At 68.0% G+C, this 17,839-nt stretch carries 20 protein-coding genes and 1 tRNA gene; 10 read left to right on the top strand and 11 right to left on the bottom strand.

Features of this window, described 5'->3' with window-relative positions:
* Positions 1 to 12: 12 nt before the first annotated feature.
* The 8 genes from IB223_RS09695 to IB223_RS09660 all read right to left on the bottom strand — a co-directional run bounded on the left by IB223_RS09695 (position 13) and on the right by IB223_RS09660 (position 6,200).
* Positions 13 to 171 (bottom strand): DUF1427 family protein, encoded by a 159-nt coding sequence (locus tag IB223_RS09695; protein ID WP_142124313.1) that lies wholly within the window; start codon positions 169 to 171, stop codon positions 13 to 15.
* On the bottom strand, positions 168 to 398 hold the full coding sequence (locus tag IB223_RS09690) for a DUF1427 family protein (RefSeq protein WP_192201474.1): 231 nt from the start codon (positions 396 to 398) through the stop codon (positions 168 to 170). Before IB223_RS09690 ends, IB223_RS09695 begins: the two co-directional genes overlap by 4 nt.
* The gene (locus IB223_RS09685; protein ID WP_192201473.1) at positions 395 to 2,029 is read right to left on the bottom strand and encodes an MFS transporter; all 1,635 of its coding nucleotides are present in this window, start codon (positions 2,027 to 2,029) and stop codon (positions 395 to 397) included. Before IB223_RS09685 ends, IB223_RS09690 begins: the two co-directional genes overlap by 4 nt.
* Before the next feature lie 3 nt (positions 2,030 to 2,032).
* Positions 2,033 to 3,874 (bottom strand): amidohydrolase, encoded by a 1,842-nt coding sequence (locus tag IB223_RS09680; protein WP_192202374.1) that lies wholly within the window; start codon positions 3,872 to 3,874, stop codon positions 2,033 to 2,035.
* 88 nt (positions 3,875 to 3,962) lie between these two features.
* Positions 3,963 to 4,421 (bottom strand): DoxX family protein, encoded by a 459-nt coding sequence (locus IB223_RS09675; RefSeq protein ID WP_192201472.1) that lies wholly within the window; start codon positions 4,419 to 4,421, stop codon positions 3,963 to 3,965.
* Between the two features lie 12 nt (positions 4,422 to 4,433).
* Positions 4,434 to 5,090, bottom strand: a complete 657-nt coding sequence (locus IB223_RS09670) for a hydrolase (RefSeq protein WP_192201471.1) — start codon at positions 5,088 to 5,090, stop codon at positions 4,434 to 4,436.
* Between the two features lie 91 nt (positions 5,091 to 5,181).
* Complete coding sequence (gene wrbA / locus IB223_RS09665) at positions 5,182 to 5,781, bottom strand: NAD(P)H:quinone oxidoreductase (protein WP_192201470.1); 600 nt, start codon at positions 5,779 to 5,781, stop codon at positions 5,182 to 5,184.
* A 59-nt stretch (positions 5,782 to 5,840) separates the two neighbouring features.
* The gene (locus IB223_RS09660) at positions 5,841 to 6,200 is read right to left on the bottom strand and encodes a helix-turn-helix transcriptional regulator (RefSeq protein ID WP_185742033.1); all 360 of its coding nucleotides are present in this window, start codon (positions 6,198 to 6,200) and stop codon (positions 5,841 to 5,843) included.
* Between the two features lie 305 nt (positions 6,201 to 6,505).
* Here IB223_RS09660 and IB223_RS09655 point away from each other — a divergent pair, with 305 nt between their 5' ends.
* The 4 genes from IB223_RS09655 to IB223_RS09640 all read left to right on the top strand — a co-directional run bounded on the left by IB223_RS09655 (position 6,506) and on the right by IB223_RS09640 (position 9,744).
* Entirely contained in the window at positions 6,506 to 7,123 is a 618-nt protein-coding gene (locus tag IB223_RS09655; RefSeq protein ID WP_192201469.1) for a response regulator transcription factor, read from the top strand.
* A 77-nt stretch (positions 7,124 to 7,200) separates the two neighbouring features.
* The gene (locus IB223_RS09650; protein ID WP_192201468.1) at positions 7,201 to 8,007 is read left to right on the top strand and encodes a MipA/OmpV family protein; all 807 of its coding nucleotides are present in this window, start codon (positions 7,201 to 7,203) and stop codon (positions 8,005 to 8,007) included.
* A gap of 35 nt (positions 8,008 to 8,042) precedes the next feature.
* The gene (locus IB223_RS09645) at positions 8,043 to 8,621 is read left to right on the top strand and encodes a GNAT family N-acetyltransferase (protein ID WP_192201467.1); all 579 of its coding nucleotides are present in this window, start codon (positions 8,043 to 8,045) and stop codon (positions 8,619 to 8,621) included.
* A 127-nt stretch (positions 8,622 to 8,748) separates the two neighbouring features.
* On the top strand, positions 8,749 to 9,744 hold the full coding sequence (locus tag IB223_RS09640; protein ID WP_192202373.1) for an MBL fold metallo-hydrolase: 996 nt from the start codon (positions 8,749 to 8,751) through the stop codon (positions 9,742 to 9,744).
* A 15-nt stretch (positions 9,745 to 9,759) separates the two neighbouring features.
* Here the strand turns inward: IB223_RS09640 and IB223_RS09635 are convergent, their stop codons facing one another.
* From IB223_RS09635 to IB223_RS09625, 3 genes are all read right to left on the bottom strand, one after another.
* Positions 9,760 to 11,136 (bottom strand): ATP-binding protein, encoded by a 1,377-nt coding sequence (locus IB223_RS09635; protein ID WP_192201466.1) that lies wholly within the window; start codon positions 11,134 to 11,136, stop codon positions 9,760 to 9,762.
* Complete coding sequence (locus IB223_RS09630; RefSeq protein WP_192201465.1) at positions 11,133 to 11,798, bottom strand: response regulator transcription factor; 666 nt, start codon at positions 11,796 to 11,798, stop codon at positions 11,133 to 11,135. The genes IB223_RS09635 and IB223_RS09630 overlap by 4 nt, the downstream gene beginning before the upstream one ends.
* A gap of 161 nt (positions 11,799 to 11,959) precedes the next feature.
* A tRNA-Glu gene (locus tag IB223_RS09625) sits at positions 11,960 to 12,034 on the bottom strand.
* Between the two features lie 31 nt (positions 12,035 to 12,065).
* On the opposite strand from IB223_RS09625, the gene pcnB reads away from it, so the two are divergent.
* The 6 genes from pcnB (at position 12,066) to pgi (ending at position 17,656) form a co-directional block, all read left to right on the top strand.
* On the top strand, positions 12,066 to 13,463 hold the full coding sequence (gene pcnB, locus IB223_RS09620) for a polynucleotide adenylyltransferase PcnB (RefSeq protein WP_192202372.1): 1,398 nt from the start codon (positions 12,066 to 12,068) through the stop codon (positions 13,461 to 13,463).
* Positions 13,464 to 13,468: 5 nt separating this feature from the next.
* On the top strand, positions 13,469 to 13,951 hold the full coding sequence (folK, locus tag IB223_RS09615; protein WP_192202371.1) for a 2-amino-4-hydroxy-6-hydroxymethyldihydropteridine diphosphokinase: 483 nt from the start codon (positions 13,469 to 13,471) through the stop codon (positions 13,949 to 13,951).
* Positions 13,952 to 13,968: 17 nt separating this feature from the next.
* The gene (gene panB / locus IB223_RS09610) at positions 13,969 to 14,781 is read left to right on the top strand and encodes a 3-methyl-2-oxobutanoate hydroxymethyltransferase (RefSeq protein ID WP_192201464.1); all 813 of its coding nucleotides are present in this window, start codon (positions 13,969 to 13,971) and stop codon (positions 14,779 to 14,781) included.
* Positions 14,782 to 14,817: 36 nt separating this feature from the next.
* A complete protein-coding gene (panC, locus tag IB223_RS09605; RefSeq protein WP_192201463.1) occupies positions 14,818 to 15,660 on the top strand; it encodes a pantoate--beta-alanine ligase in 843 nt (280 codons plus the stop codon).
* Between the two features lie 102 nt (positions 15,661 to 15,762).
* A complete protein-coding gene (gene panD, locus IB223_RS09600; RefSeq protein WP_192201462.1) occupies positions 15,763 to 16,143 on the top strand; it encodes an aspartate 1-decarboxylase in 381 nt (126 codons plus the stop codon).
* A 1-nt stretch (position 16,144) separates the two neighbouring features.
* The gene (gene pgi, locus IB223_RS09595) at positions 16,145 to 17,656 is read left to right on the top strand and encodes a glucose-6-phosphate isomerase (protein ID WP_192201461.1); all 1,512 of its coding nucleotides are present in this window, start codon (positions 16,145 to 16,147) and stop codon (positions 17,654 to 17,656) included.
* Positions 17,657 to 17,839: the final 183 nt, after the last annotated feature.

The raw sequence follows: 17,839 nt of genomic DNA, 5'->3' as shown, positions 1-17,839 counted from the left end.
GGAAGCGGTCGATCAGGCGAGCATGCGCTCGGCGACCAGGAAGCCCGCCGTCATGGCGACTACCAGCAGCGCGCCCTGCAGCCGGGGCGGCGCGGGCAGCGGCACGTCCAGCAGGCGGCAGCCCATGCCGATGGCCAGTGCCAGCACCAGGCCGAGCAACGTCAGCATCATGGGCGTCCTCCCTGTCTCGTCTCGCCGGTCGGTCCGCCGCAGTGCGCGACGTGGCGTGCTTCGCGGCGCGCCATGAAACGGTCGGCAAGGACATATCCCAGCGTCATTGCCACCACCAGCAGCGCGCCCACCAGCACCGGCGGCGCCGGCACCGGAATGCCCATCCAGCGACAGCCGAAGCCGATGGCGAAGCCCAGCAGCACGCCGGCGAGGAATTTCAGGTTCATGCCATGCCTCCCGGCGCCTGCGATGGTGCGGGCACGGGATTGCCTGGCGCACCGCCGATGAAATGCCGCACGACGGGTGCGTGGGTCGGGTCCTCCAGCAGCGCCTTGACCGCATCCTGCAGGGCTCGCTCGTCTTCGGTGACGCGTTCGTGCTGGCGCAGGTGCTCGTGCCAGGAGCAGTCGACGAAGTACTCCAGGTAGGTGCCAGGCTGCGTGCTGTCTTCGGCCACGCCCCATTGCACGGCGCCATTGCGCCGACGTGCGTGCCCCAAGGACTGCATGCGGGTCAGGAACTCCTCGCGCCGCGCGCGATCCACGTGGTACTCCACTGTCACCAGCACCGGGCCGCGGTCACCGCCGACATCCCCCGCGACCACCGGTTGCGGCCAGTGACCCGACGGAGTGACGTTGACCCGCGCGGCCTCGCCCAGCCGGAAGCGCCAGCTGGCCAGTGCGGCAATCACGGTGCCGGCCGCCGACACGATGAGCGCCGCCGGTGTTCCGTAGGTCTGGGCAACCAGGCCCCAGCCCAGGCTGCCCACCGCCATGCCTGCGGAAAACACCACGATGTACAACGACAGCGCGCGTGCCCGTACCCACGCCGGCACCGAAGTCTGCGCGGCGATCTGCAGCGATGACAGTACCGTGATCCACGCGAAGCCATTGAACAGCGACACGACATACAGCGCGGGGATGTTGCGCAGCAGGGCGAGCGCCACCATGCAGCCTGCGTAGACGCCGGTGGCGGCCAGCACCATCGCGTCGGGATCGAAACGCGTGCGCAGGGCCGGCAGCAGCATGGCGCCGCCGATCGCGCCGATGCCGATGCAGCCCAGCAACAGGCCGTAGGTGCCCGCACTGGCACCCAGCTCCTGCTTCACCACGATGGGCAGCAGCGCCGTCAATGCACTGGCGAAAACGAAGAAACAGGCGGCCTTCACCAGCACCGACTGCAGCACCGACGCCTGCCTGGCATACCGCAGCCCCGCGCGCAGCGCCATGCCGAAGGTTTCCGGCGGCAGCGCCGAGGATGCCGGCGTGCGCCGCCAGCGCCACAGCACAACGACCACGCCGAGGAAGCTCAACGCGTTCACCGCGAACGCCCAGGCGATGCCGGCCTGCGCCACGATCAGGCCGCCGAGCGCAGGGCCGATGGAGCGCGCGATGTTCATGCTCAGCGAGCCCAGCGCCACCGCCGGGCCCAGCATCGGCCGGGGCACCAGCTCGGGCGTGGTCGCCTGCTGCGCGGGCATCGCCATCGCCGCGCCGATGCCCAGCGCGAACGTCAGCGCCACCAGCGTCCATGGCCGCAGCATGTCCAGATGCGCCAGCACCGCCAGCGTGCTGGCGACCAGCAGCATCCACAGCTGCGCGAAGATCAGGTAGCGCCGCCGGTCGACGATATCGGCCAGCGTGCCGGCCACGATGGCCAGCAGCACGACGGGCAGGGTGGTGGCGGACTGCACCGCGGCCACCATCAGCGGCGAACCGGTGGTTTCCGCCATGACCCAGGCGGCGGCGACATCGTGGATCCACGTGCCGATGTTGCCGACCAGGATGGCCAGCCACAACGCGCGGAATGTCGGTTGCTGCAGCGGTGACCAGGGTCCGACGGGTGCGGGCGTCGCCATCGGTCAGAACGCGAAGCAGGAGCAGCCCATCGCGCCCCAGAAATTCCGCAGGTCATGCGTGGGCGTGGCGTGGTGTGCGGCATGGCCGTGCTCATGCACCTGGCAGTGCTTGCCATGAGCATGCGATATCGCCGCGGTCGCCTGCGCGAGGGTGCCGCCCTGGTAGCCGCCGAAACGGTTGACCGGCGACCAGTCCGGCATCGGGGATGGCAAGGTGGGTGCGAGCGGGGTGTACGGTCCGTCACCGTGCACGATGCGCCCGCCCACCACCGTCAACACGCTGGTGATGTCGGGGATGTCGGCCTCGGGCACGCTGAAGAAATCCGCGGACAACAGCGACACGTCGGCGAACTGGCCCGGCGCCAGCCGTCCCTTGTGGTCCTGTTCGCTGGAGAACCACGCACTGCCCCGGGTCCACAGCGCCAGCGCCTCCTCGCGTTCCAGCCGGTTGTCGTCGCCGTACATGCGCAGGCCGCCGAGCGTTCGCCCGCTGACCAGCCAGTACAGCGCCACCCAGGGGTTGTAGCTGGCCACGCGGGTGGCGTCGGTGCCGGCGCCGACCGGCACGCCCGCCTGCAGCATGCGGCGTACCGGTGGTGTGTGCTTCAGCGCGTCGCTGCCGTAGCGTTCGGCGAATAACTCGCCCTGGAACGCCATGCGGTGCTGGATGGCGATGCCGCCGCCCAGGGCGCGCACGCGGTCGATGTTGCGCGGCGAAATGGTCTCGGCGTGGTCGATGATCCAGTGCAGGCCATCGAACGGCACTTCGCGGTTCACGCGTTCGTAGACGTCGAGCACGCGGGTGATGCTTTCGTCATAGGTGGCATGGATGCGGAATGGCCAGCGCTTTTCCGCAAGCAGGCGCACCACGTCATCCAGCTCGCCTTCCATGTCGGCCGGCAGTTCGGGGCGCGGTTCGCGGAAATCCTCGAAGTCCGCCGCCGAGAACACCAGCATCTCGCCCGCGCCGTTGTGGCGCAGCATGTCGTCGCCCTGGCGCGGCGAGAGCATGCCCGACCAGCGCTGGAAGTCGGCCAGTTCCTGCCCCTTCTTCTGGGTGAACAGGTTGTAGGCGATGCGTACGGTCAGTTCGTCGTCCGCGTGCAGTTTCTGGATGATCTCGTAGTCTTCAGGATAGTTCTGGAAGCCGCCGCCCGCATCGATCACCGACGTGATGCCCAGCCGGTTCAACTCGCGCATGAAGTGGCGCGTGGAGTTCAGCTGGTACTCGGCCGGCAGCTTCGGCCCCATGGCCAGTGTCGCGTACAGGATCAACGCGTTCGGCTTGGCCAGCAGCAACCCGGTGGGATTGCCAGCCTTGTCGCGTTGGATCTGGCCTCCGGGCGGATCGGGGGTGTCCTTCGTGTAGCCCACTGCACGCAGCGCGGCGCGGTTGAGCAGGGCGCGGTCGTAGAGGTGCAGCAGGAAGACCGGCGTGTCCGGCGCCAGCGCGTTGATTTCCTCCAGCGTGGGCAGCCGTTTTTCGGCGAACTGGTGCTCGCTGAAGCCGCCCACCACCCGCACCCATTGCGGCGCCGGCGTGCGATCCACCTGGGTCTTCAGCATCGCCATGGCGTCCGCCAGTGACCGCACGCCGTCCCAGCGCAGTTCCAGCGTGTAGTTCAGGCCGCCACGGATCAGGTGCGTGTGGCTGTCGTTGAGGCCGGGGATCAGCCGGCGTCCGCCGGCATCGATGATGCGCGTGGTGTCGCGGGCGCGCGCCATCACGTGGGCCTCGTCGCCCACCGCGAGTATGCGTCCGTCGGCGAAGGCGATCGCGCTGGCGGAAGGCTGTGCCGCATCCAGCGTGGTGATGCGGGCGTTGCGCAGGATCAGGTCGGCCACGGGAAGTTCTCCGGATCGGGCATCGCGGGGCAGTGCAGCCAGCGCGGCAACCGCCGCCGCAGTCTTCAGCAGGTGGCGGCGCGTATCGTCAACGGCCATGCGCGAACCCCGATCGTGCGGTGCGCAGGGCATCGAAGGACAATGCGCCCGGGCCGGTCAATGCCACCGCGAGGTTCACCAGCAGCCACAGCAGCGGGTACTCGATGCCGCCGTGCATCCAGAACCAGCCGTGCGACAGGTTCAGCGCCACGGTGACACCGAGGAACGCCGCCGAGCCGAGGGCCGCGATGCGCGTGAACGCACCCGCGAGCACCATCAGTCCGAGCAGGGTCTGCAGCGCGGCCAGCAGCAAAGGCAATGGCGTGGCGGAAGGCAGGCCGAAGTGCTGGAGTTCGGCCGCGAACCCGGCGATCCCCGGCCCGCCGAACCAGCCCAGCAACTTGCCCAGTCCATGCGGCAGGAGGAAGCCGCCGGCGGCCAGGCGCAGCACCAGCAGCCCGGTCGAGGCAGTCTCATGGCCTGCGCGTTGCGCGACGTTGGCGGCCATCGCGGCGTCCCGTCAGTGGCCGCCTTCGGACGCCCCGAACATGCTCTTGGCGTACTGGATGCCCAGTCCATAGCCGCCGCCGTGGAGCTTCGCGATGCCGGTGGTCAGGTCGTAGGTCGCGCTGCGTGCCCAGTCGCGTTGCAGTTCCAGCAGGTACTGCACGCTGGTCATCGGCCGCACGCCGGCCTGGACCATGCGCTGCATGGCGCGTTCGTGTGCCTCGGCGGTGACGTCGCCGCAGGCATCGGCGATCACGTAGACCTCGAAGCCCTGGTCCAGCGCGGACAGCGCCGGCCCGACGATGCACACGCTGGTCCACAGGCCGCCGAGCACGATGCGCCCTTTTCCGGAGGCGTTCACCGCCGCGATGACCGCCGCATCTTCCCAACAGTTCATGGTGGTGCGGTCGAGCACCTTCGCATTCGGGAAGGCGTCGGGGATTTCCGGGAACAGCGGACCGGAGAACGACTTCTCGGCCACGGTGGTCAGCAGCGTCGACACGCCGAAGCCAGCCGCGCCCTTGGCGACCAGCGCAACGTTGTTGCGCAGCATCGCCACGTCGATGGAGTGCGTGGCGAACGCCATCTGCGACTGGTGGTCGATCAGGATCAGCGTGTGGTCGTGAGGCGTGAGCAGGGTCTTGCCGGCGGCGGGGGTGGCGGTGGGCATGGCGGGCTCCGGGCATGGGGTAGGAATCGCACCACTGTGGCGCGCGCACGCGCACGCTGGCTTGCATCGGCGTGCGCGCTGCCCGCGAACCTCATCCGTGCAGCTTGATCGCAGTCTCGGCGACGCGCTGGCCCTGGTAACGCGCGGCGTCCAACTCGTTCTGCGTGGGTTGGCGAGAACCATCGCCGCCCGCGATGGTGGTGGTGCCGTAGGGCGAGCCGCCGGTGACTTCATCCAGTTTCATCTGGCCGGCAAAGCCGTAGTCCAGCCCCACGATCACCATGCCGAAATGCAGCAGGTTGGTGATGATGGAGAACAGGGTGGTTTCCTGCCCGCCGTGCTGGGTGGCGGTGGAGGTGAACGCGGCCCCGACCTTGCCGTGCAGCGCCCCCCTGGCCCACAGGCCGCCGGCCTGGTCCAGGAAGTTCGCCATCTGCGAGGACATGCGGCCGAAGCGCGTGCCGGTGCCGACGATGATCGCGTCGTAGTCGGCGAGCTCCGCGATCGTCGCCACCGGGGCGGGCTGGTCGAGCTTGTAATGGGACGTCCGCGCGACCTCCTCGGGCACCAGTTCCGGCACACGTTTGATGTCCGCGCTTGCGCCGCCTGCGCGCACGCCTTCGGCCACGGCGTGGGCCATGGTTTCGATATGCCCGTAGGCGGAGTAGTAGAGGATCAGGACCTTGGCCATCGTGCGACTCCCGTGGAGGACGGAGGAATGCGGCGCTCGCGCCGCGATGCCGGGCAGGGTTACCCGTGCCGGGTTACCGGCGCGTGCAGGTGGCGGAACTCGCGCGGCGAGTAGCCCGTCATCCGACGGAAGGTACGGGTGAAGTGGCTCTGGTCGAAGAAGCCCAGCGAGGCGGCCGTGGCGGAGATCTTCTGCGGCCCGCGCGCCAGTTGCGCCTTGGCCAGGGCGATGCGCTTGGCCAGCACGTATTCCATCGGGCTCTGGCCGGTACTGACGCGGAACAGGCGGGCGAAGTGGAAGCGACTGACGCAGGCCGCAGCCGCGATGTCGGTCAACGTCAGGCTGTCGCCGATATGGCGCTCGATGTGGTCAAGCGCACGTGCGAGTGCTCGCGCGCCAAGGCCTCTCGGGGCCGGCACATTGTCCGCGTACATCCCGGCTGATGTGGAATGCGCAAGCGTCGACTCGAGAGGGAACAGGGACGGGGAACCATCCACGGCAGTGTCCTCGGGTGTTGGCGGTGGGGGCGCGCCTGCGGACAGGGGTGGATGGCGCAGGGCGTGTGCGCCATGGTCCTCACGCGGCACATGGCGCATAAGCCCCGATCGGGCGACGGCTGGATCCCCCGATTGGGGGGCGGGTTGCCTGTCCGGAGGCTGCGCCCGTATCGTGCAAGGATCGCTGCGCCGTCGATTGCGTGGCGCCCGTCCAGGCCGATGTCCGAATGCCCATCCGTATCCTCACCGTCGACGATCACCCCTTGCTGCGTGAAGGCATCGCGGCGGTGATCGAGGGGCAATCCGACATGCAACTGGTGGGGGAGGCCGCCAATGGGCGCGAGGCCCTGCAGGTTTTCCGCGACTGCCGCCCGGACGTGACGTTGATGGACCTGCAGATGCCGGAGATGGATGGCGTGGAAGCCATCGGTGCGATCCATCGCGAATTCCCGGAGGCGCGTGTCGTGGTGTTGACCACGTACCAGGGCGATGCGCAGGCGCTGCGCGCGTTCAAGGCGGGGGCGTCGGGATACCTGCTCAAGAGCATGCTGCGCCGCGAACTGGTGGACACGATCCGCAACGTACATGCAGGTCGCCGGTGCATCCCGCCCGAGATCGCGTCCGGCATCGCCGAACATGCGTCCGATGACGCGTTGACCCTGCGCGAGATCGAAGTGCTCCGACAGGTGGCGGACGGCAACGGCAACAAGCGCATCGCCCACCACCTCGGCATCGCGGAGGAAACGGTGAAGGCGCACATGAAGAACATCCTCGCCAAGCTGGATGCCAACGACCGCACGCATGCGGTCACCATCGCGGTCCGCCGCGGGATCTTCCATCTCTGAAGGATTTAAGGAGTTCTTAAAGAGCGTGCGGGAGCATGGGTGGGCCGGATGTCCGGTCCCCCACCTGCGAGGTCTCCATGAGTGCGTTGCGCGTCTGTACGCCATTGTTGTTGCTGTTGCCGCTCTCCGCTGCCGCACAGGTCGTCGAACGCACCGACAAACAGGCGCATGACCAGCTGCCGTCGCGCTGGAGCGCCGGCCTGGCGGTCGTCCACCGCGACAGCGAATACGCCGGCGAGGGCACCCGGACGCGCCTGCTGCCCAATGTCGCCTATGACGGTGACCGCTTCTACCTGCGTGGTGCGGCGTTCGGCTACCGGGCCTACCAGGATGATCGCTTCGAACTCCGCACCTTCGTCGCCGGACGGCTGGATGGCATCGATGCCGATGACTTCGGCAGGGCCGAACTGGCGCAGCGCGGCGTGGACCGCGATCTGCTGGAAGATCGCGACGACAGTGTCGATGTCGGTGTGGGCGCGAGTTGGAAAGGCACCGCCGGCAAGCTCGATCTGGATGCGCGCGTCGATGTCACCGGCACCAGCGACGGCTACTCCATCGCGCTGGACTACAGCTATCCGGTGACGCTGGGGCGCACGACCCTGGTCCCTTCCATCGGCGCGATGCGCCTGTCGGCGGACATGGCCGACTACTACTACGGCACGCTGGATGAAGAGGTCGCACGCGGCGTGGTCGCCTACCGTCCGGGTGCCGCGACAGTGCCGCGCGCCAGCCTCACCCTGATCCATCCCTTCGCCAAGCGCTGGGCGGTGCTGGGCAACCTGGAGTACCGCGCGTTGCCCGACGCCCTGCAGGACAGTCCGCTGGTCGAGGCGGACAAGGACCGCAGCACGTCCCTCTTCATCGGCGTGTCGCGCGGGTTCTGAAACGCAGTTGCCCTTCCCCCCACCGGAGCGACCCCATGTTCTCCAGATACCCCCATGCCGGCGTGGAGCCGATGCCGGGTCCGATGCCCGCAGCGTACCTGCTGTCGCCGGATGAACTGGCGGGCGCACACGTGCCCGTCGATCACGACGTCCTGATACGACGCGTGTCGCGCACCCAGGCTGCCGCGCTGATGCAAATGTGCGACCGCCAGATGGCCGAACTGTCGCGTGTGCCTGGCAGGCGCGACGGCGGCGTGCTCGAACTGATGGAGGCGTTGTTCGAGCCGCCGCTGCGCGCATGGGCCTGGATGGCGGAGCGGGGCGGTGAACCCATCGGCCATGCATTCGCCACGGTGGGCTTCTCGATGATCGAGCGCGCGTATTACTTCAACCTGGAATCTCTGTTCGTTCCGGCGAGCGAACGCCCGTCGGGCGTCGCCGTCGCGTTGCTCGCCGAGGCCCGTCGCATGGCCGAAACGCTCGGCTGCGTGGACCTGCGCTGGCAGGTGCCGCTGGCGCAGGGCAGCGGGGAAATCGCGCTGCCCGGCCACGCCGGTGCCGCGACGATGATCCAGTACGTGTTCCCTACCCTGCAGGGCCAGCAGCATGACTGACGTAACGAGAAGCCATCCACACCGCCCGGAGCGCAGAAAAGGGCGCAGGCACTTGCGGCGCCTGGTCGCGGCCGCCTGCGTTTCCGCCACCGCCTTCGGGTATGCCGGCCTGTCTGGCTGCAGCACGATGGCGTATCCGCAATCGCCCCAGTTCGGCGAGGATGGATTCCAGAACGTACGCAAGCCGCGCCCGCTGGGCTGGCGCCAGACCGGCAAGCTCTGGTGGGATTTCCTCATCGGCGGCAAGCCGGCGGGCACGGTGCCTGCCGGCACCATCCCCGTGCAGGCAGTGACGGCGGCGCAGTTGGACCACGCTGCGGACGGCACGCTGTACCGGCTGGGGCATTCCACGGTGTTGATGAAGCTGGACGGACGGTTCTGGCTGACCGATCCGGTGTTCTCCGAACGTGCGTCACCGGTCCAGTGGGCCGGACCGAAGCGTTTCCACGCGCCGCCGCTGACCATCGAGCAACTGCCGCACCTTTCCGCCGTGGTGCTGTCGCACGACCACTACGATCATCTCGATCGCGACGCGGTGCGTGCGCTGGCAGCCAAGACGGATGTGTTCCTGACCCCGCTGGGCGTGGGTGACCGCCTGGTGCGCTGGGGCGTGCCGCGCGAGAAGGTCCGGCAACTGGACTGGTGGGGCGACGTCGCGCTGCAGGGCGTGCGCTTCACCGCGACGCCGTCGCAGCACTTTTCCGGCCGCACGCCTTTCGACCGCAATGCCACGCTGTGGGCGTCATGGGTGATCGAGTCGGACGACCTGCGGGTCTTCTTCAGCGGCGATACGGGCTACTTCGACGGCTTCCGCACGATTGGCGAGCGCATGGGGCCTTTCGACATCACGCTGTTGGAATGCGGCGCCTACGATCGCCGTTGGCAGGACGTCCACATGCTGCCCGAGCAGACCCTGCAGGCGCATCTGGACCTCCGCGGCAAGTGGTTGCTGCCGATCCACAACAGCACCTTCGACCTGGCCTTCCATGGCTGGAGCGAACCGATGGAAACGCTGTACACGCTGTCGCGGCGGGCGGGCGTGGACATCACCACCCCCGTGATCGGCCAGCCGCTGGTGGTCAGGCAACCGGAAGGCACGCATCCGTGGTGGCGCAGCGAGTGAGGTATGCCGCGCGGCTCAGGCGTCCTGGGCCGCGCTGAAGCCGACCCTGCAACCGAAGCCGCGGCCGGCGATGCCGTCACCCACCGTGATCATCGCCTCGTGTGCACGCGCGATGCGCTGGACCAGCGAAAGGCCGATGCCGCTGCCGCGTTCGCCATTGCCATGGCTGCCACGGAAGAAGCGCTCGAAGATGCGCTCGCGCTCCTCTGCGGGAACGCCGGGACCATTGTCGCGGACCGCCAGCCAGGCGCTCGCGCCATCGGGGTCCATGCCGCAGGCGATCTCGATGCGGGCGCCTTCTCCGCTGTAGCGCACGGCGTTGTCCAGCAGGTTGCGGGCGAGGATGCCGATATCGTCCAGGTCGCCCAGGACGCTGGCCGGCTCGGCGTGGATCGCAAGGGTCTGCTGGCGTCGCGATACCATCGATTCGAACTCGCGCGCCACCATCGTCACCACGTCGGGCAGCGCGACGACGGGGCGGTCTTCGCGCAGGGGCGACGCATCCACGCGTGCGGAGTCGAGCAACTGCTGCGCGAGCCGCGAGGTGCGCTGGATGCCCTGCGCCAACTGCTCCAGTGCCGCATGCGCGTCGGCCTGGGTGCCGGCGCGCAGCGCCACCTGGGTCTGCGTGAGCAGCGCGGCGAGGGGGGTGCGCAGTTCGTGCGCAGCGTCTGCAAGGAACTGCCTTTCGCCGCGCATGGCGTGCGACAGGCGTTCGAGCAGAAGGTTGAACGAATCCACCAGCGGCCGGATCTCCCGCGGCATGCCGGTGGACGGCAGCGGTGCGAGATCGTGTGCCTCGCGCTGCGCCATGTCCCGGCGCAGGCGGTTCATCGGCCTCAGGCTCCAGTGGATCGCAAGGCCCACCGTCATGGCCAGTACCAGCAGGATGCCGATCCCGCTCCACAGGCTGATCTTCACCCAGTAGGCCAGTTCCGCACGCATGGCGGATTGCGCCATGCCGGCCTGCACCTGGATGCGGCCGCTGGCATCGGTGATGGCATAGACGCGCCACGGTTCGCCGCCCACCTGGCTGACCACGAATCCCGGTTCGAAATCGGCGCGCAGCGGCTCGGTCGGTGCGCCGGCCGACAGCACCACGGGATGGCGCCGGCCGAGGATCCACACCTGGTAGCGCAGGGTTTCGAACTTCCTGTAGGTGGAGCGGGCGCGCGTGGGCAACTTGAGGCGCGGCCCTTCACTCAGCGCGTCGAGGTTGGCCGGCATCGACAGCAGGATCTGCTCGGCTACCTCCTGCAGGAACTGGTCTTCGTGTCCTTGCTGCTGCCGCGTCATCTGGAGGTGCTGTCCGCCCAGCCAGCACGCCCACCCCAATGCCAGGGGCGTCATCACGGCCAGCAACAGTTTGGCTTTCAGTGAATGATGGCTCATTCGCCCTCTCCCAGCCGGTAGCCGAAACCATGCACGGTGGCGATGACGCCGTCGCCGAGCTTCTTGCGCAACTGGTGGATGTACACCGCGATGGTGTTGCTCTCGATCGCCCCGTCGCCGCCATAGACCAGCGACTCCAGTGTTTCGCGCGCGATCACGCGGCCGGGCCGTTCCATCAACGCCAGCAGGGTGCGGTACTCGTGCACACCGAGCTTGATCGGGCGGCCTTGCTGACGGACCGACCGATCCGCCGGGTCCAGCACGATGTCGCCGTGACGCAGCACGGGTGCGACGCGCCCCTGGGTCCGCCGCACCACGGCACGCAGGCGCGCACCGAGTTCGCCGGTTTCGAAGGGCTTGACGATGTAGTCGTCGGCACCGGCGTCCAGGCCGCGGACGCGGTCGCTCAGCTGGTCGCGGGCCGTGATGATCAGGACCGGGGTGGTGTCGTAGCGCTGGCGCAGCGCAGCCAGTACGTCCAGACCGGAGCCGCGAGGCAGGCCCAGGTCGAGCAGGACCGCCGTGTAGCCGTGATCCACCAGGGCGAGGCGAGCCGCGGACGCATCCTCGGCACGATCGATGGACCAGCCATCCTGTGCCAGTGCGGCGGCCAGTGCGTCGCCGAGCATGCGATCGTCTTCAACCAGGAGCAGGCGCGACACGGGCGACCCTTGGGGATGGCGGGGGCCCCATGCTAGGTGGAAGCGATTAAACAGTCTTTAATGGGGCGATGGCACGGGCAGCGGAAACACAAAACCCCGCCGGAGCGGGGTCTTGAGTCGATTCACCGGCCATGGTTCTCAACCCGTGGCCCTGTGCCGGATGGCGCTCCCTAGGGGACTCGAACCCCTGTTTTAGCCTTGAGAGGGCCACGTCCTAACCTCTAGACGAAGGGAGCGTTTTTGGTGAAACCGGCTCAGCGGATTAGTATAGGCGGCGACCCGGCCCAGGGCAATCATCCTGGCAGCCGTGCGACCCACCTGCATGGAACCGCCGCTATTACGCCGCTCACTGCTCTGCGAACCATCCCCCGCGACCAGCACACCATCTCGCGCAAGGACATCAGCCCGAATGCGCTGCGCGTGCTCTACCGCTTGCGGGATGCCGGCTTCCAGGCCTATCTGGTCGGCGGCGCGGTGCGTGACCTGCTCGTGGGCGGCCACCCCAAGGATTTCGACGTGGCCACCGATGCCACGCCGGAGCAGGTCCGCCAGCAGTTCCGCAATTGCCGCCTGATCGGGCGCCGCTTCCGCCTGGCGCACGTGGTGTTCGGTCGCGAGATCATCGAAGTCGCCACCTTCCGCGCCAACGTCGATGACGGCAGTGGCGACCGCGAGATGGACAACGGCCGCCTCGTCCGCGACAACGTGTACGGCTCCGTGGAAGACGATGCGGTGCGCCGCGACTTCACCGCCAACGCGTTGTACTACGCCATCGACGACTTCTCCGTGCGCGACTACGTGGGCGGCTTCGAGGACGTGATGGCGCGGCGCCTGAAACTGATCGGCGAGCCGGAACTCCGCTACCAGGAAGACCCGGTCCGCATGCTGCGCGCGGTCAGGCTGGCGGCGAAACTCGATTTCGAGATCGAAGCAGCGACCGCCGAACCGATCGGCCGGCTGGCGCCGCTGCTTTCGGAAGCCGCGCCCGCCCGCTTGTTCGAGGAAATCCTGAAGCTGTTCCTGTCCGGCCATGCGGTCGCCAGTTTCGAAGGGCTTGAGCACTTCGGTTTGCTGAAGGTGCTCTTTCCCGAGACCGCGGCAGCGCTGGCATCCAACCGCAGTGGTGCGCTTCGCCGGATGGTGATGGCGGGGCTGGCGGGAACCGACCAGCGCGTCGCCAACGACGAGCCCGTATCGCCTGCCTTCCTGTTCGCGTTGCTGCTCTGGCCGGCGTACTGCCGCGCCCTGATGGGGTTGCAGGCCCAGGGCGTGCATGCCGAAGAAGCCCAGCGACGTGCCGCCGACCGCGTCACCCTGCACCAGTTGAACACCGTGGCGCTGCCGCGCCGCTTCTCGTTGCCCATGCAGGAAATCTGGTTGTTGCAGACCCGCTTCGGCAACCGCCAGCGCAAGCGCGTCACGCGGCTGCTGTCGCATCCGCGTTTCCGCGCGGCGTTCGACTTCCTTGCGTTGAGGCTCGCGGCATCGCCCGAACACGCCGAGGACGTCGCGTTCTGGCGTGATGCACAGACGCAATCCGGCGAAGAACTCGCGGCTGCGCTCGGCGTCGCGGTGCCGGGCGATTCCTTCGGTGAAGAAGGTGCGCCGGCATCCAAGCGTCGCCGCCGCCGTCGTTCCCGCAGCACGGCTTCGTCGCCCGAATGAAGACAATGGTCCAGGCCTGCATCGGCCTGGGAGCCAATCTCGGCGACGCCGCAGGCACGCTGCGACAGGCCGTGATCGCGCTCGGGCAACGCGAAGACGTGGCGGTGCGCCGGATGTCGCGCTGTTACCGCACACCGGCGTGGGGCAGGGAAGACCAACCTGACTTCGTGAATGCGGTGGCGTTGCTGGAGACCCGCCTGCCGCCGCGCGCGCTGCTCGATCTGCTGCTGGCGGTGGAAGCGGACTTCGGCCGTCATCGGATCGATGGCGAACGCTGGGGGCCGCGCACGCTGGACCTGGATCTGCTGCTCTACGGTGATGCGGTGATCGACGAACCCGGCCTGCGCGTGCCGCACCCGCACCTGCACGAGCGCGCGTTCGCGCTGGTTCCGTTGCTGGAGGTCATGCCGGACGCCCGTATCCCGGGTTACGGCGACGCGCGGGACGCTGTGTCCGTGCTGGAAATGTCCAACATCCATCCCTTATGAGTGGATAATGCGGGGCTATGAGCACGCACGCAGACAGCAAGCCCTGGACCGTTCCCGCCCTCGCCGACGCCAAGCGCGAGGGCCGCAAGCTGGTGATGCTGACGGCCTACGACAACAGTTTTGCCCGGGTCATGGATGCCAATGGCGTCGACCTGGTGCTGATCGGTGATTCGCTGGGCATGGTGGTGCAGGGCCATGACTCCACGCTGCCGGTGACGGTGGACGACATCGCCTACCACACCCGCGTGGTGGCGCGTGGGTTGACCCGCGCGCTGCTGGTGTCGGACCTGCCGTTCCAGTCCGATGCCACGCCCGAGCGCGCGCTCGATGCCGCGACTGCATTGCTGCAGGCGGGCGCCGAGATGGTCAAGCTGGAAGGCGCGGGGCACAAGCTCGACGTCATCCGTTTCCTGGTCGAGCGCGACATTCCGGTCTGCGCGCACCTGGGCCTGACGCCGCAGTCGGTGTTGAAGTTCGGCGGTTATCGCGTACAGGGTCGCGGTGAAGCGGCGGCCGCGCAGTTGCGCGACGATGCGCGCGCCGTGGCGGAGGCTGGGGCGCAGATGCTGGTGCTTGAATGCGTGCCGTCGTCGCTGGCGGCCGCGATCACGGCCGACATCGCCATTCCCACCATCGGCATCGGCGCCGGCCCCGGCTGCGACGGGCAGGTGCTGGTGCTGCACGATTTCCTCGGCCTGGACACGGGCCATCGGCGACCGAAGTTCGTCAAGGATTTCCTTGCCGACGGCGGTTCAGTCGCGGGCGCGGTGCGCGCTTATGCCGACGCGGTGCGCAGCGGGGCGTTCCCCGACGACGCCCATTCCTACTGACCGCGCTGCGCGCAACGACACGCCACAGGGGCCACGATGATCGAGACCATTACCCAGCTTGACGCATTGCGTGCACGCGTCAGGGAATGGAAGCAGCAGGGCCTGCGTGTCGGTTTCGTGCCCACCATGGGCAACCTGCATGCGGGCCATTACTCGCTGGTGATGCTGGCGCGGCAGTACGCCGACCGCGTGGTGTCCAGTGTGTTCGTCAATCCGACCCAGTTCGGACCCAACGAGGACTTCACCCGGTACCCGCGCACGCCCGAGGCGGACATGAGCGGGCTCGAAGGCGCCGGCTGCGATGTCCTGTGGTTGCCGACGGTCGAGTCGATGTACCCGTTCGGGGTCGAGCTGGCGGCCAAGGTGCACGTTCCCGGCGTCAGCAGCGTGCTGGAAGGCGCGCACCGGCCCGGCCACTTCGATGGGGTATGCACGGTGGTCAGTCGCCTGTTCAACCAGGTGCTGCCCGACGTCGCTGCCTTCGGCAAGAAGGATTACCAGCAACTGGCGGTGATCCGGCAGATGGTCACCGACCTCGCATTCCCCGTGCAGGTCCTGGCAGGCAGCATCGTGCGCGAGGCCGATGGCCTGGCGATGAGTTCGCGCAACCAGTACCTGTCCGCGGACGAGCGGCCGCGTGCGGCGGAGATCCGCAGGACCCTGATCGCGATGCGTGAAGGCCTGCTGGCCGGGCAGTCGCGCGCGCAGGTGGAGTTCGACGCTGCGCGGCACCTTGCCGGCGTGGGCTACGCGGTCGACTACACCGTGGTCCGCCGTCACGACCTGAGCGAGCCGCAGGATGGCGAACAGGGCGCGAAGGTCGCGCTGATCGCCGCCAAGCTGGGGCGTACGCGCCTGATCGACAATCTGGAATTCTGACGGCGCAGGCAGTCCGGCGCCGTACGCGGTCTTGCACGGGCATGCACGCCATGGCGTGCACGAGCGGCTAAACTTGGCGTTCCCGTCCCCCTTGCCGCCGACATGCACCTCAGCCTGCTCAAGACCAAGATCCACCGCGCCACCGTCACCCATTCCGAGCTGAACTACGAAGGCTCCATCGCCATCGATGGTCTGCTGCTGGACGCGACCGGCATCCGGGAATTCGAACAGGTGCATATCTGGGATGTGACCAATGGCGCCCGCTTCTCGACGTACGCGATCCGTGCCGACGAGGGCAGCGGCATCATCTCGCTCAACGGCGGCGCCGCGCGCCACGTGCAAGTGGGCGACCTGGTGATCATCGCCGCGTTCGCTTCGATGAGCGAAGAGGAAGCCGACCGGTTCCAGCCTACGCTCGTCTACGTGGACGGCCAGAACCGCATCACCCACACCAACCGCAGCATTCCCAAGCAGGCTGCCTGACATGACCACCGGTTTCGATGCGCTGCAGTCCCACGCCACGCGCCTGCGTGGGGGCCCACTGAGTGAGTTGCTGGCGCGCGAGCCCGACCGCGTTGCACAGCATGCAGTGCGCAATGGGCCGCTGTACTTCAACTTCGCGCGCCAGTCCTATGATGCGCCGGCATGGCAGGCGCTGCTCGAGCAGGCGCGTGCCGCCGACCTGGCTGGTGCGTTCCGGCGCCTGTTCGACGGTGAGAAGGTCAATGTCACCGAAGGTCGCGCGGCACTGCATACCGCCTTGCGCGGACAGCACACCGATGCGGTCGTCGCACGCGAGGCGCATGCGTCGGCAGTGGATGTCCGGCAGCGCATGGCGGCGCTGATGTCGCAGCTGGAAGGCAGCGACGTGACCGACATCGTCAGCGTCGGCATTGGCGGTTCCGACCTGGGGCCACGCCTGGTGGCTGATGCCCTGCGTGATCCATTGCCGGGTCGCTTCCGCGTGCACTTCCTGTCCAATGTGGATGGCGCGGCCGCTCAGCGTACGCTGGCGCCGCTGGATCCGGCACGCACCGCGGCGGTGCTGATCTCCAAGACGTTCGGCACGCAGGAAACGCTGCTCAACGGCACCATCCTGCGCGACTGGCTGGGCGGCAGCGAACGGCTCTATGCCGTCAGCGCGAATCCCGAGCGTGCGGCGGCGGCATTCGACATCGCGGCCGAACGCGTGCTGCCGATGTGGGACTGGGTCGGCGGACGTTATTCGCTGTGGTCGGCGGTCGGTCTGCCGATCGCGCTGGCGATCGGTTTCGGCCGTTTCGAACAGCTGCTCGAGGGCGCGTCGGCGTTCGATGCACACGTCATCGGCACCCCGCTGGCCGGCAACATCGCGGTGCGCCATGCGTTGACGGCCGTGTGGAACAGGAACGTCCTCGGCCATGCGGCGCAGGGCGTGATGACCTACGACCAGCGCCTGGCGCTGCTGCCGGCCTACCTGCAGCAACTGGTGATGGAAAGCCTGGGCAAGTCGGTCAAGCTGGATGGCAGCCCGGTGGGCGTCGATACGGTGCCCGTGTGGTGGGGGGGCGCAGGCACGGACGTGCAGCACAGCTTCTTCCAGGCCTTGCACCAGGGCACGGGCATCGTGCCGCTGGATTTCGTCGGTACGGTCAACAGCGACGCGCCTTATGCGGAGAACCACCGCGCGCTGCTGTCCAACCTGCTGGCGCAGAGCGAGGCGCTCGCCAATGGCCAGCACAGCGATGATCCGCACCGCAGCTATGCTGGCGGCCGTCCGAGTACGCTGATCCTGCTGGATGCGCTGACGCCCCAGTCGCTGGGCGCATTGATCGCCATGTACGAACACAGCGTGTACGCGCAGTCGGTGTTGTGGGGCATCAATGCGTTCGACCAGTTCGGCGTGGAACTCGGCAAGCAGCTGGCCAATGGGTTGCTGCCGGCACTCAAGGGCGAAACCGAGGTAAAGGATCCAGTGACCCGGGCGCTGCTGGCTGAGATCGCCGCGCGCGGCTGAAGGCGCTGCGCATCGACGCATCCATTCTGTAGGAGCGACGTGAGTCGCGACCGCACGAATGAAGCGCCATCGACGATGGATCACACGGATCGCAGAGGACGCGGTCCCGCACGAACGACCTTCCGTGTTCGTTCGCATGATGCATGACCCGCGTCCGCTTCACTCGTGCGGTCGCGACTCACG

It is taken from the genome of Pseudoxanthomonas sp. PXM03, from assembly GCF_014852005.1.
Classification (GTDB): Bacteria; Pseudomonadota; Gammaproteobacteria; order Xanthomonadales; family Xanthomonadaceae; genus Pseudoxanthomonas_A.
Note: the sequence above shows the minus strand (reverse complement) of the source record. Positions and strands in the feature narration are given on the sequence as shown.

Bases quoted from the DNA above. Each gene is read 5' to 3' on its own strand.
- IB223_RS09635 (WP_192201466.1), bottom strand. From the start codon at position 11,136: ATGAGCCATCATTCACTGAAAGCCAAACTGTTGCTGGCCGTGATGACG.
- IB223_RS09655 (WP_192201469.1), top strand. From the start codon at position 6,506: ATGCCCATCCGTATCCTCACCGTCGACGATCACCCCTTGCTGCGTGAA.
- panD (WP_192201462.1), top strand. From the start codon at position 15,763: ATGCACCTCAGCCTGCTCAAGACCAAGATCCACCGCGCCACCGTCACC.
- IB223_RS09640 (WP_192202373.1), top strand. From the start codon at position 8,749: ATGGCGTATCCGCAATCGCCCCAGTTCGGCGAGGATGGATTCCAGAAC.
- panC (WP_192201463.1), top strand. From the start codon at position 14,818: ATGATCGAGACCATTACCCAGCTTGACGCATTGCGTGCACGCGTCAGG.
- IB223_RS09650 (WP_192201468.1), top strand. From the start codon at position 7,201: ATGAGTGCGTTGCGCGTCTGTACGCCATTGTTGTTGCTGTTGCCGCTC.
- IB223_RS09670 (WP_192201471.1), bottom strand. From the start codon at position 5,090: ATGCCCACCGCCACCCCCGCCGCCGGCAAGACCCTGCTCACGCCTCAC.
- IB223_RS09690 (WP_192201474.1), bottom strand. From the start codon at position 398: ATGAACCTGAAATTCCTCGCCGGCGTGCTGCTGGGCTTCGCCATCGGC.
- panB (WP_192201464.1), top strand. From the start codon at position 13,969: ATGAGCACGCACGCAGACAGCAAGCCCTGGACCGTTCCCGCCCTCGCC.
- IB223_RS09675 (WP_192201472.1), bottom strand. From the start codon at position 4,421: ATGGCCGCCAACGTCGCGCAACGCGCAGGCCATGAGACTGCCTCGACC.
- wrbA (WP_192201470.1), bottom strand. From the start codon at position 5,781: ATGGCCAAGGTCCTGATCCTCTACTACTCCGCCTACGGGCATATCGAA.
- IB223_RS09695 (WP_142124313.1), bottom strand. From the start codon at position 171: ATGATGCTGACGTTGCTCGGCCTGGTGCTGGCACTGGCCATCGGCATG.
- folK (WP_192202371.1), top strand. From the start codon at position 13,469: ATGGTCCAGGCCTGCATCGGCCTGGGAGCCAATCTCGGCGACGCCGCA.
- IB223_RS09645 (WP_192201467.1), top strand. From the start codon at position 8,043: ATGTTCTCCAGATACCCCCATGCCGGCGTGGAGCCGATGCCGGGTCCG.
- pgi (WP_192201461.1), top strand. From the start codon at position 16,145: ATGACCACCGGTTTCGATGCGCTGCAGTCCCACGCCACGCGCCTGCGT.
- IB223_RS09685 (WP_192201473.1), bottom strand. From the start codon at position 2,029: ATGGCGACGCCCGCACCCGTCGGACCCTGGTCACCGCTGCAGCAACCG.